The sequence below is a fragment of the Roseibium aggregatum IAM 12614 genome (assembly GCF_000168975.1).
In the GTDB taxonomy this organism is placed as follows: domain Bacteria; phylum Pseudomonadota; class Alphaproteobacteria; order Rhizobiales; family Stappiaceae; genus Roseibium; species Roseibium aggregatum.
This window is the reverse complement of record NZ_AAUW01000013.1, coordinates 64,022-77,413: the sequence shown is the minus strand read 5'-3', so window position 1 is coordinate 77,413 and position 13,392 is coordinate 64,022. Positions and strand designations below refer to the sequence as shown.

The following is a 13,392-nucleotide window of genomic DNA, read 5'->3' as shown; positions in this document are numbered from 1 at the left end:
GTCTCCAAAGAGACCGGCCTTTTTTTCTTGTAGACCTTTATAGCTCTACATCTTAGCTAGCTAATGAACTGAAATATCGTCCGAATATTACCGTGAACGTCCAGAAAACCTGACCCGCTGAAGACCTTGTTAACGCACGGCAGGTAATGTGAGGCAAGCTTCGGCAGGTATTCGCCTGCCTTTACTTGCGATTCGCGGAGATTACCGGTGTTTAGAAGTGCGAAGGTCACAACAAAGCTCATAGGGGCCAGTGCGGCGACCCTTACGGCCGCCCTGGTGGTTGGCATCAGTTTTATCGCATGGGAAGCCTCCCGGATTACGGGCGACCTTGCGCGCTCCGAAGCCGAGGCCGTGGCACGTGAGCAGGCCCAATTCGTACAGCGCGGTCTGGAAAACGGCCTCAAGGCTTCGCAGACACTGGCGAGTTCCCTCACCGGCATGAAAAAAGCCGGTGTGATTGATCGTGAAGCCTGGAGCTCTGTTGTCGAAAATCTGACATTGACCAACAAGGACCTTGCGGGCACCTGGGGCGTGGTCGTGGGTGACAAGCTCGACGGCAGGGATGCCGAGTTGAAGGGCAACGAGAGATGGGCCGTCGGCGGACAATGGCAGCCCTACTATTTCCGCAAGCCGGACGGCACCCTGGCTTACCGGCCGATCGAGGAGATCAGCGTCGGAGACATGAGTGACGCTGGCGAACTCTGGTTCAACGGTGCCTATGTGTCCGGCAAGGACTACATGACGGAGCCTTACAGCTGGGACGCCGACGGAAAGACCGTGACGGGCGTCTCGTTCTCTTCGCCGATCCGAGACGGCGCCACGGTAATCGGTGTTGCAGGTGGCGACATTCTGCTGACACCGCTCTCCGACGTGCTGGGCAACCAGCGGCCGCTCGACACGGGCTCGGTCCATCTTCTGTCGCAGAACGGTGTCTGGATCGCCCATGCCGATCCGGCGGTTCTCGGAAAGCCCTGGTCGGAAGGCCGGGCTGAAGCCGATCTTGCCGTGCAGGACAAGCTGCTGACCGCGGTCAAGAACGGCGAGCCCTTCTCCTATGACGGATATTCCAACACGCTGGGCACCGAGGTGCATCGTATCGTCATGCCGGTGAGTGTGACCGGTACCGATGCCAAGCTGGCCGTTGTGGTCAACGTTCCGCTGTCGACCCTCAACGCGGCGTCCTCCTCGATCACCACCATGATTGTCATCGTCGGTGTCGTGCTGCTCATTGTTGTCGCACTTTCCATCTACTTCGTCGGCAACACCATCGTCCGCCGTCCGCTGGAACGTGCTGTTGGCAGCATTCAGGCGCTTATCGACCGCCGGTATGACGAACCGATCCAGGACACGGACCGTCACGACGAAATCGGCGAGATCAGCAAGGCTCTCGAGGTCTTCCGCGAGAAGGCGCAGCAGGCTGAAGCCCTTACCGCAGAACAGGAAGAAGCACAGCGCCAGCAGCTCGCCCGCGCCGGCCGGATCAGCGAGCTGTCGCAGAATTTCGACCGCCAGATCTCCGAACTGACCCAGACCGTGATGCATCAGGTGCAGGACCTCAATGCGGCGTCGATGACGCTGACGGCGGGTGCCGACGACACCAGCGAAAAGAGCACGGCAGTGGCGGCCGCTTCGGAAGAAGCCTCATCGAACGTGGAAACGGTCGCGTCCGCGGCGGAAGAACTGATGGCCTCCGTCGGCGAAATCTCCCGCCAGATGACCCAGTCCACCGAGATCGCGTCCCATGCCGTGGAGCAGGCCCAATCGACAAACCGCAAGATCGAAGGACTCGCGGAAGCTGCCAACCGGATCAGCGAAGTGGTCAAGCTGATCACCGACATTGCCGAACAGACCAACCTTCTGGCGCTGAACGCGACCATCGAAGCGGCTCGTGCGGGCGAAGCCGGCAAGGGCTTTGCCGTTGTCGCTGCCGAAGTGAAGGAGCTGGCCAACCAGACCGCAAAGGCCACCGAGGAAATCTCTCTGCAGATCCAGTCGGTGCAGACGGAGACGGCCGGGTCTGTCGACGCCATCAAGGGCATTTCCGAAACCATCGAGAAGATGAACGAGATCTCCTCGTCCATCCAGGCTTCGGTCGAACAGCAGGGACTTGCCACAGACGAGATCGCCCGCAACATCCAGGAAGCCTCCAACGGCACCCAGGAAGTTGCGCAGAACATCGTCAAGGTAGCCGCCTCCGCGGACGACACCGGTAACGCCGCGCGTCAGGTTTCGGCCTCCGCCAACGTTCTGCAAAAGGAAGCGGACCGCCTCAAGCAGGAAGTCGAAGGCTTCCTTGCCAACGTCCGCCAGGTCGCCTGACGCAAGATCAGATCAGAGCAAACATCAAACGCGCCGGATTTTCCGGCGCGTTTTTGTCTGGGCACCTGTTTCCACCCGGATGTCTTCCCGGGCGCAACGAAGCGTAGAGCCGGAGCCCAGGAGCCCTCGGACGATGAGATTTCCAGGGTCCACACCCTGGAGCGTTAACGCTCCCGCACTCTCAGCAGCAGCATCAGGCCGACGCCGAAAAACACCAGGATGACGGACATGCCGGCCGGTTGGCTGGCGGTGATGGCGGTTACCACGCCGACGGTCAGCGGTGCGAGGAAGCTGGTGACTTTTCCGGACAGGGCCAGGAGGCCAAAATACTGGGTGACGTGCTGAGGCGGGGCAATGCGGACCAGAAGACTGCGGCACGAGGCCTGCAAGGGGCCGGATACCGCGCCAATGACACCGCCAAGGGCAATGAAGACCTGTTCCGGCAGAGAGGCGAACAGAGCGCCTTCGGGGGCAGCGGCGGTCTTGATGACGAAGAACACCGCGGTCTTGTCGATGGAGATCATGCCGAGGCCGCAGATCATCAGAACGACAAGCGAGAAGACAATCACCGGTTTGGCGCCGAAGCGGTCGTCCATCGGTCCGCCAAGCAATAGGCCGAGCGTACCGGTGACTGTCAGAATGATGCCGAAGGTGCCGATTTCGATGGAGCCCCAGCCAAGCTGGCCGGCAGCATAAATGCCACCGAATGCGAAGAGTGCGACCAGACCGTCCTTGAAGATCATGTTGGCGAGAAGGAACAGGAAAATGTTCTTGTTGGTGCGTGCCTGCGCCAGACTGGTGCGCAGGTTTGCAAGGCCCGTGCGCACGGCAGGGCCGATCCTCGACTGATGCGGCACATCCGGCACGAACAGGAACATCGGCAGCACAAAGACGAGGTACCAGAGCGCCGAGAACGGACCCACGGCGCGGTCGCCTTCCTGTGTCGCCGCATCAAGCCCCAGAACCGGCTCGAAACCCAGCAGGGTCTTGCCCGTTTCAGGGCTGGCCGCGAAAAATCCAAGCGCGATCACCAGTGTGACCAGGCCGCTGGCATAGCCGAGCGCCCAGCCGAAACTGGACAGGCGTCCAATCCGTTCCGGCGGCACCAGCGAGGGCATCATTGCGTTGTTGAAGACGGTTGCGATTTCGATGGACAATGTGCCGATGGCAAAGGCGACAAGTGCGATGGCGATGCTGTTCGGGCTTCCCGGCGCGGCGTACCAGAAGGCCCAGCAGCAGATGACGAACGGCAGTGAGAAGAAAAGGATCCAGCGCTTTCGCCGGCCGGTCGCATCCGCGACAGACCCCAGTACGGGAGCAGCCACGGCAATGCACAGCCCGGCGGCCGCGGTGGCATATCCCCACAACGATTGGCCTTCAGCAGGTGTCGCCGCCAGGGTCGAGGCAAAATAGGGTGCGAAGACGAAGGTGGTAATCAGCGTGAAGAAAGGCTGGGCCGCCCAGTCGAACAGCGCCCAGGAAAGCACGGCGCGCCTGTTGGACGTCTGCAAGGGAATGTCTGAAACGGCTGTCATGAAACGGGCAACTCGCTGCCTGGGGGATCAACACCGGGACGAGCCCAATTCCTCCATGTCTATCGCTTCCGGGACCTGAAGCCTACAGGCGTTTGCGAATATCCGGTGTCTGTTGCGGGAGGTTTTGTCCAGTTGGTGTATGCGGCCCATCCTTCGTGACAGCGCTGCGCGCTTCCTCAGGATGAGGTGATATGTGTTGGCAGGCTGATGAGAGACCTACGTTCCCACCCCCTCATCCTGAGGAGCGCGTTTGCGCGCGTCTCGAAGCAACCATGTTTTTAGGTGCTCATCGGCTGCCATTCCCTATTGTCCCTGACCATTGCGTTGAGGATGGTCAGGAGTTTCCTGGAGCAGGCGATGATTGCCTGTTTCTTGCCTGTTCCACCTTTGATGAGGCGTTCGTAGAAGGTTTTGATGATGGGGTTGTGGCGTGCCGCTGACAGGCTTGCCATGAAGAGCATCCTGCGCACCTTGGCCCTGCCGCCGGCGATCCTGCGTTGCCCCCGCATCATGCCACTGTCTCTGGCGAAGGGCGCGACGCCAACCAGGGCAGCAATGGCCCGCCGCGAGACCTGCCCCAGTTCGGGCAGGAACGCCAGGAGGCTGACGGCGGCGACCGGCCCGATGCCCGGAACGGCCCTGAGCTGGTCATAGCGCTGGCTCAACTCGGCCTTTTCGCGAATGCAGCTCTGGATCATGCGGTCCAATTCCGCAAGCTTGGCCTCTATCGTCTCCAGTATATCCCGGTGCATGCGCTCCAGATCAGCATCGTCATTGAGGCCGAGCTGATTGCGCAGCCGGGTCTTCTCGGCAACAAAGCTGTCCCGAGCAGAGGCATAGCGCGCAAGCTTCGCCTCGACGTCGCCCGGACGAGGAGCCGACGGCGGATCAAACACCTGCGCATAGTGGGCCAGAACGGCTGCATCCAGCCGGTCGGTCTTGGCCAACCGACTACCGGCCTTGGCAAAGTCCCGGGGGCGGGCCGGATTGACCACACAAACATGGTATCCCTGCTGCTGCAGCGCCTGCACCGCCTTGCGTTCATAGCCACCCGTCGCCTCAAGGACCACGCGCTCGACTGGATGGGATGACAACCATCCCTCAAGAGCCGCATGGCCGTCACCATCATTGGGAAACCGCTGGCTTTTGCCGACTGGCAGAACATGCACATCCAGCGCTGCCTTCGACACGTCAATTCCGACAAAGTGCTTGGTCTCGTCCATCTGTCCCTGCCTTATCTACGCACTCTTGCGCGAGCAACCATTCGGGATAAGTTGGAAAGTGGACCGGGAACCTGGCTTCGAACGGACTTGCCGAGTACCCAGGATGGTACGGTCTCCGGCCCACTTGGGAGGGCAGCAACCGGCCCTCCCAAGACCAATCTAATCAAATCTCAACAGATAAGGATGGGCCGCTTGCTCCTTATGTCTCCAGCGATCCAAAAGGCGGCAACGAAGATTCCGGGATCAGAGTATTCAAAACCCCAGCCGTGTCATCCCGGACGCAACGCAACGAAGATCCGGGATCGGTGAGCCAGGGTCTTCCTGCGAAAGTGGACGTTGCAGCGGCTCTCCAGTCCCGCTCGCGCTTTGTGTGGCCGGAATGGCGACGGCAAGGACGCTACCCGTTGAAAAAGCCAAGGCCGGCAGGGGAATTGCCGGCCCTGTTGTCGTGTTCCGCGCGGTTACGCCGTGCCGCAGATTTCCGCGAGCAGGCTGGCCGCCACGGAGAATTTCGACACGCTGAGGCCGCCGTCGAGGATTTCGGAGACCGAGCGCTTGCGCCGGCCGACCTCCGTCTCGTGTTCCTCCAGCCAGCTTGCAAAGCCGCCTGCCCGGACTGCCGCGATGGCCAGCGCACGCTGAGCGGAGACCAGCGTTGCCTGTGCGCGGTCGAGTGCCAGACCGTCGTAATAGTCCCGAACGTCGAGATCGTTGGCCAGTTCGATGATCGCACCGAGCTGGAAATGGTGGGCGACCTCGAAATAGGCTCTTGCCGCCGTATCCAGATCGGCCCCCGTTTCTTCCGAAACGATGACGATGTCGGGTATGGTCCGTTCCGCCGGCAGCCAGGCGATCCGCCGTGCCAGACCTTCCGGCACGCCCTGGTTCACGTAGGCGGCGGTGCGTTCCGCCAGCACCGTTGCGGGCTCTTCCGGCAGGACGGATTCCAGGCGGCCGCGCAGCGCGGAAATGCCGGCGCGGAACCGTTCGACAACCGCGGACAGCCCCTTGTCGAAGGAGACGTTGCGCTTGAACCAAACCACCCGTTCCAGAAGCAGCGACTGGATTTCCGAGTAGAGCTCCAGTTGCAGAGCGCCGTCGATCTTGGTGTCGAGCTCGTCGATCTCCGTGTTGAGGTCGGTCAGGTCGTAGCTGTTGCGCACGGCGACGAATCCTTGCGCGATTTCGGTTGCCGTGGCGTCGGTCTGGTCGCGCAGGCGGGTGATGAAGGTCGCGCCGCCCCGGTTGATCATCGAGTTGGCCAGCATCGTGGCGATGATCTCACGCCGCAGCCGGTGGCCGCTGATCTCGTCCTTGTAGGTGTCGGCCATCAGGTCCGGGAAATAGCGGAACAGTTCGCGGGCCAGATAATCGTCATCCGGAACCGAGCTTTCCAGAAGCGCGTCGTAGAGCGTGATCTTGGCATAGGCCAGCAGCACGCCCAGTTCGGCGCGGGTCAGAAGCATACCGGCCTTGCGCATCTCGTCGAGCGTTGCCTCGTCCGGCAGTTGTTCGACAACGCGGTTCAGAAGGCCGGCCTGTTCCAGTTGCCGCATCATGCGCACCTGGTAACCGAAATCCTCCATGCCGCGCAGTTCGGTCATGGAAATGGCCAGGGTCTGCAGATAGTTGTTCCGCAGCACGAGTTCGGCCACCTCGTCGGTCATTTCGGCCAGCAGTTCGTTGCGCTGCTCGATGGTCAGCTTGCCGGATTTGACCGCCGCTCCGAGCGCGATCTTGATGTTGACCTCCATGTCCGAGGAGTTCACCCCGGCGGAATTGTCGATCGCGTCGGAGTTGGAGCGTCCGCCCTTCTTGTTGAACTCGATACGGGCAAGCTGGGTCAGGCCAAGGTTCGCGCCTTCGCCGATCACCTTTGCGCCGACTTCCGACGCGGTGATGCGGATCGGGTCGTTGGCGCGGTCGCCCACGTCGGCGTCCGTCTCGGATTTGGCGCGGATGTATGTGCCGATGCCGCCGAACCAAAGCAGATCGACGTCCATCCGCAAGATGGCCGTCATCACTTCCTGCGGGGTTGCGCTGGCCTTGTTCAACTTGAGCAGGGCCTGCATCTCCGGCGAGAGCGGGATGGACTTCAACTGGCGCGAGAAGATGCCGCCGCCCTTGGATATCAGGTCGGTGTTGTAGTCCTTCCAGGACGAACGTCCGAGGTCGAACATCCGTTTGCGTTCTTCCCAGGTTATTGCCGGGTCCGGATTCGGATCGATGAAGATATCCCGGTGGTCGAAGGCGGCGATCAGCCTGGTTGCCTTCGACAGCAACATGCCGTTGCCGAAGACGTCGCCGGACATGTCGCCGACACCGGCCGCGGTGAAAGGTTCGGTCTGGATGTCGCGGTTCATCTCGCGGAAGTGCCGCTTGACCGCTTCCCAGGCACCGCGCGCGGTGATGCCCATCTTCTTGTGATCGTAGCCGGCGGACCCGCCTGAGGCGAAGGCATCGCCAAGCCAGAAGTGCCGGCCTTCCGAAATGCCGTTGGCCGTATCGGAGAAAGTGGCCGTGCCCTTGTCGGCGGCCACCACCAGATAGGGATCGTCACTGTCGTAGCGCTGCACCCGCTGCGGCGGCAGGATGGTGTCCTCGTCCAGGTTGTCGGTCACGTCCAGCAGGGCGTTGATGAAGATCTTGTAGCTCTCCGTGCCTTCCTTGAACCAGGCGTCGCGGTCGCTCATCGGCGGCAGGTTCTTGGGCACGAAACCGCCCTTAGCGCCGACCGGAACGATCACCGCGTTCTTCACCTGCTGTGCCTTGACGAGGCCGAGCACTTCGGTGCGGAAGTCCTGCGGCCGGTCGGACCAGCGCAGGCCGCCACGGGCAACCATGCCGAAGCGCAGATGCACCCCTTCCACCCGCGGGCTGTAGACGAAGATTTCCCGGAACGGGCGCGGTTGCGGCAGGTCGTCGATCTGGCGGCTGTCGATCTTGAAGGCAAACGTCGGCTTTGGCTGACCCTTCTTGTCGAGCTGGTAGAAGTTGGTGCGCAGGATCGATTCGATCGCATTCTGGAACCGGCGCAGGATGCGGTCGTCGTCAAGGCTGGCGACTTCTTCCAGATCGGCGGTCAGTTCGCCTTCCAGCCGTTCCGTGCCGAGGTCCCGGTCCTTTTCTGTGACATCCGGGTTGAAGCGCAGGTGGAACAGTTCCACCAGCTTGGCCGTGATCTTCGGATAGTTGTTGAGCGTGGACCACATGTAGTCTTCGGAAAAGCGGATGCCGGCCTGGCGCAGATAGCGCGACAGGGCACGGATCACCGCCACATCACGCCAGGCAAGGTCTGCCGTCAGCACCAGTCGGTTATAACCGTCGTCCTCTGCCTGTGCGGTCCAGACCGCCATGAACATGCTTTCCAGCCGCGCTTGAAGCTGGTCGGAGAAGGTGATGTCTTCGCCGCTGCGCGATTCCAGGGTCATCTCGTGGAGGTACGACAAGGGAGCATCTGCAGGCGTGACGCGGTAGGTCCGCTCGTTGATCACGCGGAAGCCCATGTTTTCCAGAAGCGGCACGCGCGCGGACAACGGAATGGGCGAGCCGCGGTGATAGACCTTCAGCGACAGGCGGCTGTCCCTGGTGCCCGACTGGCGATGGAAGGTGATGGTGGTGTCGGTCTTGTCGGACAGGGTTTCCAGCTTGACGATGTCGAACAGCGCGGACTGGGCGTTGTAGACTTCCTTGTAGCCGCCATGAAACGAAAGCGCGTAGCGATCCGCCAGCTTGCGAGCCTGCGCCGGTGCGAATTCGTCCCTGAGCGCGTCGCGCACGCTGTCGGACCAGGTGCGGACCATGTCGGCAACGGCCGCCTCCAGCTCTTCCTGCTGCGGCTTCGGCGTTTCGCCGCGGTCGCGGCCAATGATGTAGTGAACCCGCGCAAGCGGACCTTCGGGATAGGTGACATACCAGGCCGAGACGCGGCCTTCATAGACCGAGGCCAGATAGGTGCCGACATTCAGGCGCACCTCGGTGGAATAGCGGTCACGCGGAACGAACACCAGAATGGAGACATAACGGTCGAACTTGTCCGGGCGGGATAACACGCGAATGCGCGGACGCTCATCGAGCTGCAGAATGGCGATGGAAAAGTCGAACAGGCGGTCGCGGTCGATCTGGAACAGTTCGTCGCGCGGGAAGGCTTCCAGAACGTTCCGCAGTGCCCGGCCGGAATGGCTTTCCGAGCCGTAGCCGGCGCGCGCCAGGACGCTGGCAACCTTGCGGCGCAGGAACGGGATGGTGCTGGTCGGCTCGGTGTAGGCGGTCGAGGCGAACAGGCCGACAATACGCAACTCGCCGTTCATGTTGCCGTCGTCGTCATAGAGCTTGGCGCCGATGTAATCCATGTGCACGCGCCGGTGCACGGTGCTCTTCACATTGGCCTTGGCGATGATCAGCGGTTCGGGCTTCTTCAGGAACTCACGGATTTCCGGTGTGATCTGAACGAACTCGGTGCCACGGCGCAGCACGCGCACGTCCGGGTCGGACAGGAGGCCGAGGCCCGTGCCTTCATGGGGCGACAGCTCGCCCTCCTCGACACCGCCCTCGAACATGTATTCGCGCATGCCGAGGAAAATGAAGTTGTCGTTCTCCATCCACTCCAGAAAGTGGATCGCTTCCCACAAGTCGTCGCTGCTGCCGGGAATCTGCGTGGTCTTGTAGGTGTCGATGGCTTCCGCAAGACGTTCCTGCATCGGTTTGAAGTCGGACACGACAGCACGGACATCGGACAGCACCTTGTCGAGCCGGGCCTTGAGGGCCGCACGGGCTTCGGGCGAATCGATCCGTGTCACGTGAATATGGATGAGGCTTTCCTGCCGGTCGGTCCGCTTCGGCGGCTTCTTGCGGGCAATGGCGGACGTCAGGACGCCGTTTTCGTCGCGCTCCACGATGAAGATCGGGTGCAGGACCAGGTGAACCTCGATCTTGCTGTCCTGCAGCTCGTCCATTACGGAATCGACCAGGAACGGCATGTTGTCGTTGACGATCTCGATGACGGAGACGCCCTTGACCTTGCTGCCCTGCGCCTTGAACGCCGGGTCAGCGATGCTGACGCGGTGCGTGCCGAGCTCGTGGTTCTGGAAATCCTGCCAGGCGTCCCGGGCAAAGCCGATCAGCTCTTCCGCGGTGTAGGCCACAAGGTCTTCCGCGGCGCCCCGGTCATAAAAGGCGCTTGAAAACTCGGCGAGAGCCGGATCTTCCTGATTCAAGGTTGCTTGGACCGCGTCGATGATCTTCAGTTTCTCGACGTCGTGTTTGTCCGGCATTTTCCATCCCCTTAGGCGATCGTATGGTTTGGCTCTGTCGCTGGCTCGTTATAAGACTTAAGTTCATATTTCAGCGACATAAACGGTTTCATGACGGGAGGAGCAAATTGTCAAGTAAAGTCACGGCCTTGCAAATCGATTCAAGTGTAACATTGAGTGAAAAGACGCAGGCTTATTTCGATCTGTGCCAAGAGAAACTGGGGCTCGTTCCCAACGTTCTCAAGGCCTATGCGTTCGACGAAACGAAGCTGCGCGCCTTCACTGACATGTACAACGACCTCATGCTGGGCGAGTGTGCGCTCTCCAAGCTTGAAAGGGAGATGATTGCCGTTGCGGTATCAGCGGTCAACCGCTGTTTTTATTGCCTGACTGCCCATGGAGCCGCGGTGCGCGAGCTTTCCGGAGATCCCGTGCTGGGTGAACTGATGGTGATGAACTACCGGGTCGCGGACCTTTCGCAACGGCAGCGTGCGATGCTCGACTTCGCCGTCAAGCTGACGGAAAAGCCGGCAGAGATCGTGGAAAGCGACCGGCAGGCGCTGCGGGACGCCGGATTTACGGATCGCGATATCTGGGACATCGCCTCGGTGGCGGCCTTCTTCAACATGACCAACCGGGTGGCCGCGGCTTCCGACATGCGTCCGAATGATGAGTATCACTCAATGGCCCGTTGAGATAACGCAGTGGCGCGCGGCGGTGACAAGCCGCGCGATTGGGTGTATGACGCTTGCGATTTTGCACTGATCGGCGTGGAAAGCTTCGTGTCATCCGGCACGAAAGCCTCGGCGATCCTGAGAGGGAGAGGAGCGGGCCATGGTTGCGCGCGTGTTTATCGATGGTGAAGCCGGTACGACGGGTCTGCAGATCCGCGAGCGCCTCGCCACGCGCCGTGACCTTGAGCTGATCTCCATTCCGGAAGACAGCCGGAAGGATCCGTCAGCGCGGGCCGATTACCTCAACAAGGCCGATATCGCCATTCTTTGCCTGCCGGATGCGGCGGCCAAGGAAAGCGTGGCCCTGATCGAGAACGACACCACCCGCGTGATCGATGCCTCCAGCGCCTACCGCGTTGCCGAGGGCTGGGCCTATGGCTTTGCCGAAATGGATCTCGATCAGGCCGATATCATCGCCGCCGCCATGCGTGTCACCAATCCGGGCTGCTGGCCGCAGGGGCTGATCGCGGCGGTGCGTCCGCTGGTCGCCGCAGAGCTGCTGCCGTCGGACTTCAACCTGACCTATTTCGGCATCTCCGGGTATTCCGGTGGCGGCAAGAGCATGATTGCCGACTACGAAGCCGCTGGCGCCGGCGTCAACGCGTTTGCTCCCTATGCGCTCGGCTTCAATCACAAGCACCTGCCGGAAATGACCGAATACGGCCTGCTCGATGCGGCGCCGCTGTTCACCCCGACCGTCGGCAGCTTCTACAAGGGCATGCTGACGGTTGTGCCGTTGAACCTGGCCGGTCTGGCAAGCATTCCGACCGGCGAGCAGTTGCACGCGGCAATCGCGGATCATTTCGCAGCCGCTGCCGGTGGTTTCGTCGAAGTCGCACCGCTGGAAGGGCTCGAGAAATCCGACAGTCTGAACCCGCAGGCGCTCAACGGCACCAACAAGCTGCATCTGCATGTCTTTGCAAATGACGCCAGGGCGCAGGCCGCCATCGTTGCGATCTATGACAACCTGGGCAAGGGCGCGTCCGGTGCGGCCGTCCAGAACCTCAATCTGATGCTCGGTGTCGACCAGGCCACCAGCCTTGCTGCGTGAGCGGGCATCCGTTTTCAGGCCTTTCAGGAGAGAAGAAGAATGGAAAAATTTGAGACCCTGACCGGTGTCGCGGCACCGTTGCCGATCGTGAACATCGACACGGACATGATCATTCCGAAGCAGTTCCTGAAGACGATCAAGCGCACCGGTCTCGGCACCGCGCTGTTTCATGAAATGCGCACCAACGACGACGGGTCTGAAAACGAGAATTTCGTTCTCAACAAGGCGGCTTACCGCGATGCCAAGATCCTGATCGCCGGCGACAATTTCGGCTGCGGCTCCTCGCGTGAGCACGCCCCCTGGGCGCTTCTGGATTTCGGCATCCGCTGCGTGATTTCCACGTCCTTCGCGGACATCTTCTACAACAACTGCTTCAAGAACGGCATTCTGCCGATCCAGGTTTCCGAAGACGAGCTGGACACGCTGATGCATGCGGCCGAGCGCGGCGCGAACTTCACGCTGACGATCGATCTGGAAAACCAGGAAATCAAGGGCCTGGAAAGCGGCGCCATCGCCTTCAGCATCGACAGCTTCCGCAAGCATTGCCTGATCAACGGCCTCGACGACATCGGCCTGACCATGGCCAAGGCCGGAGACATCGACACCTTCGAAAGCAAGATGGGCAACGACCGCCCCTGGGTGTAAGCCTCGTTGCAAGATCTATAGAGAAGCCGGGTCGTGAAGCCCGGCTTTTTGTTTTGATTGCCCTTGGTTCTTCAAGGCGCGCGACTCGTCGTCGTGGCTTAATCCCGCACTCATGGGGGCGATCCACCGGGGCATGATCGCGGCAATTGCGTTCAGCCGTCTTGTCCTGAAGCGCATCAACCTTGTCATCCCTGCGAAGGCAGGGATCCAGTATTCACTGAGTACGCGAGGTTTTCCCGGTCTGATCCCACGGCGTACTGGATCCCGGTCTTGCCGCTGACGCGACAAACCGGGATGACAAACCGCTTGGGCATGGGTGGTTCCTTTCGGATTTTCTTTCAGGGTTGGATGCAAGCCAACCAGTCAGGAACCAGGTCTGTACGTCTGCTGCGTGGAGCTTGCTGGTGCGTAGCTCTTCGAAATGGCCGGAGCCCCTCTTGTGGGGGCGATCCACCGGGGCATGATCGCGGCAATCGCATCCGTCCATCGCGCCCTGAAGCCCATCAACCTTGTCATCCCTGCGAAGGCAGGGATCCAGTATTCACTGAGTACGCCAGGTTTTCTTCGTCTGATCACACGGCGTGCTGGATCCCGGCCTTGCCGCTGACGCGACAAACTGGGATGACAAGGAAC

At 61.1% G+C, this 13,392-nt stretch carries 7 protein-coding genes; 4 read left to right on the top strand and 3 right to left on the bottom strand.

The genetic code is table 11. From position 1 onward, the window contains the following. Positions 1-207: 207 nt before the first annotated feature. Complete coding sequence (locus tag SIAM614_RS17980) at positions 208-2,319, top strand: methyl-accepting chemotaxis protein (protein ID WP_006936721.1); 2,112 nt, start codon at positions 208-210, stop codon at positions 2,317-2,319. A gap of 164 nt (positions 2,320-2,483) precedes the next feature. Here the strand turns inward: SIAM614_RS17980 and SIAM614_RS17975 are convergent, their stop codons facing one another. From SIAM614_RS17975 to SIAM614_RS17965, 3 genes are all read right to left on the bottom strand, one after another. Further along, the gene (locus SIAM614_RS17975; protein WP_006936720.1) at positions 2,484-3,854 is read right to left on the bottom strand and encodes an MFS transporter; all 1,371 of its coding nucleotides are present in this window, start codon (positions 3,852-3,854) and stop codon (positions 2,484-2,486) included. Positions 3,855-4,132: 278 nt separating this feature from the next. Continuing rightward, positions 4,133-5,077 carry an IS110 family transposase gene (locus SIAM614_RS17970; RefSeq protein WP_006936718.1) on the bottom strand — a complete coding sequence of 315 codons (945 nt, stop codon included), beginning with the start codon at positions 5,075-5,077 and terminating at the stop codon, positions 4,133-4,135. Between the two features lie 461 nt (positions 5,078-5,538). Continuing rightward, positions 5,539-10,350, bottom strand: coding sequence for an NAD-glutamate dehydrogenase (locus SIAM614_RS17965; RefSeq protein WP_006936715.1), 4,812 nt, complete (start codon positions 10,348-10,350; stop codon positions 5,539-5,541). 107 nt (positions 10,351-10,457) lie between these two features. Here SIAM614_RS17965 and SIAM614_RS17960 point away from each other — a divergent pair, with 107 nt between their 5' ends. The 3 genes from SIAM614_RS17960 to leuD all read left to right on the top strand — a co-directional run bounded on the left by SIAM614_RS17960 (position 10,458) and on the right by leuD (position 12,759). Next, positions 10,458-11,024, top strand: coding sequence for a peroxidase-related enzyme (locus SIAM614_RS17960; RefSeq protein WP_040440549.1), 567 nt, complete (start codon positions 10,458-10,460; stop codon positions 11,022-11,024). 139 nt (positions 11,025-11,163) lie between these two features. Further along, positions 11,164-12,114 (top strand): N-acetyl-gamma-glutamyl-phosphate reductase, encoded by a 951-nt coding sequence (gene argC, locus SIAM614_RS17955; protein WP_006936711.1) that lies wholly within the window; start codon positions 11,164-11,166, stop codon positions 12,112-12,114. A gap of 39 nt (positions 12,115-12,153) precedes the next feature. Then, positions 12,154-12,759: a 3-isopropylmalate dehydratase small subunit gene (gene leuD, locus SIAM614_RS17950; RefSeq protein ID WP_006936710.1), complete on the top strand. Its 606-nt coding sequence runs from the start codon at positions 12,154-12,156 to the stop codon at positions 12,757-12,759. The last annotated feature ends 633 nt before the right edge of the window (positions 12,760-13,392 follow it).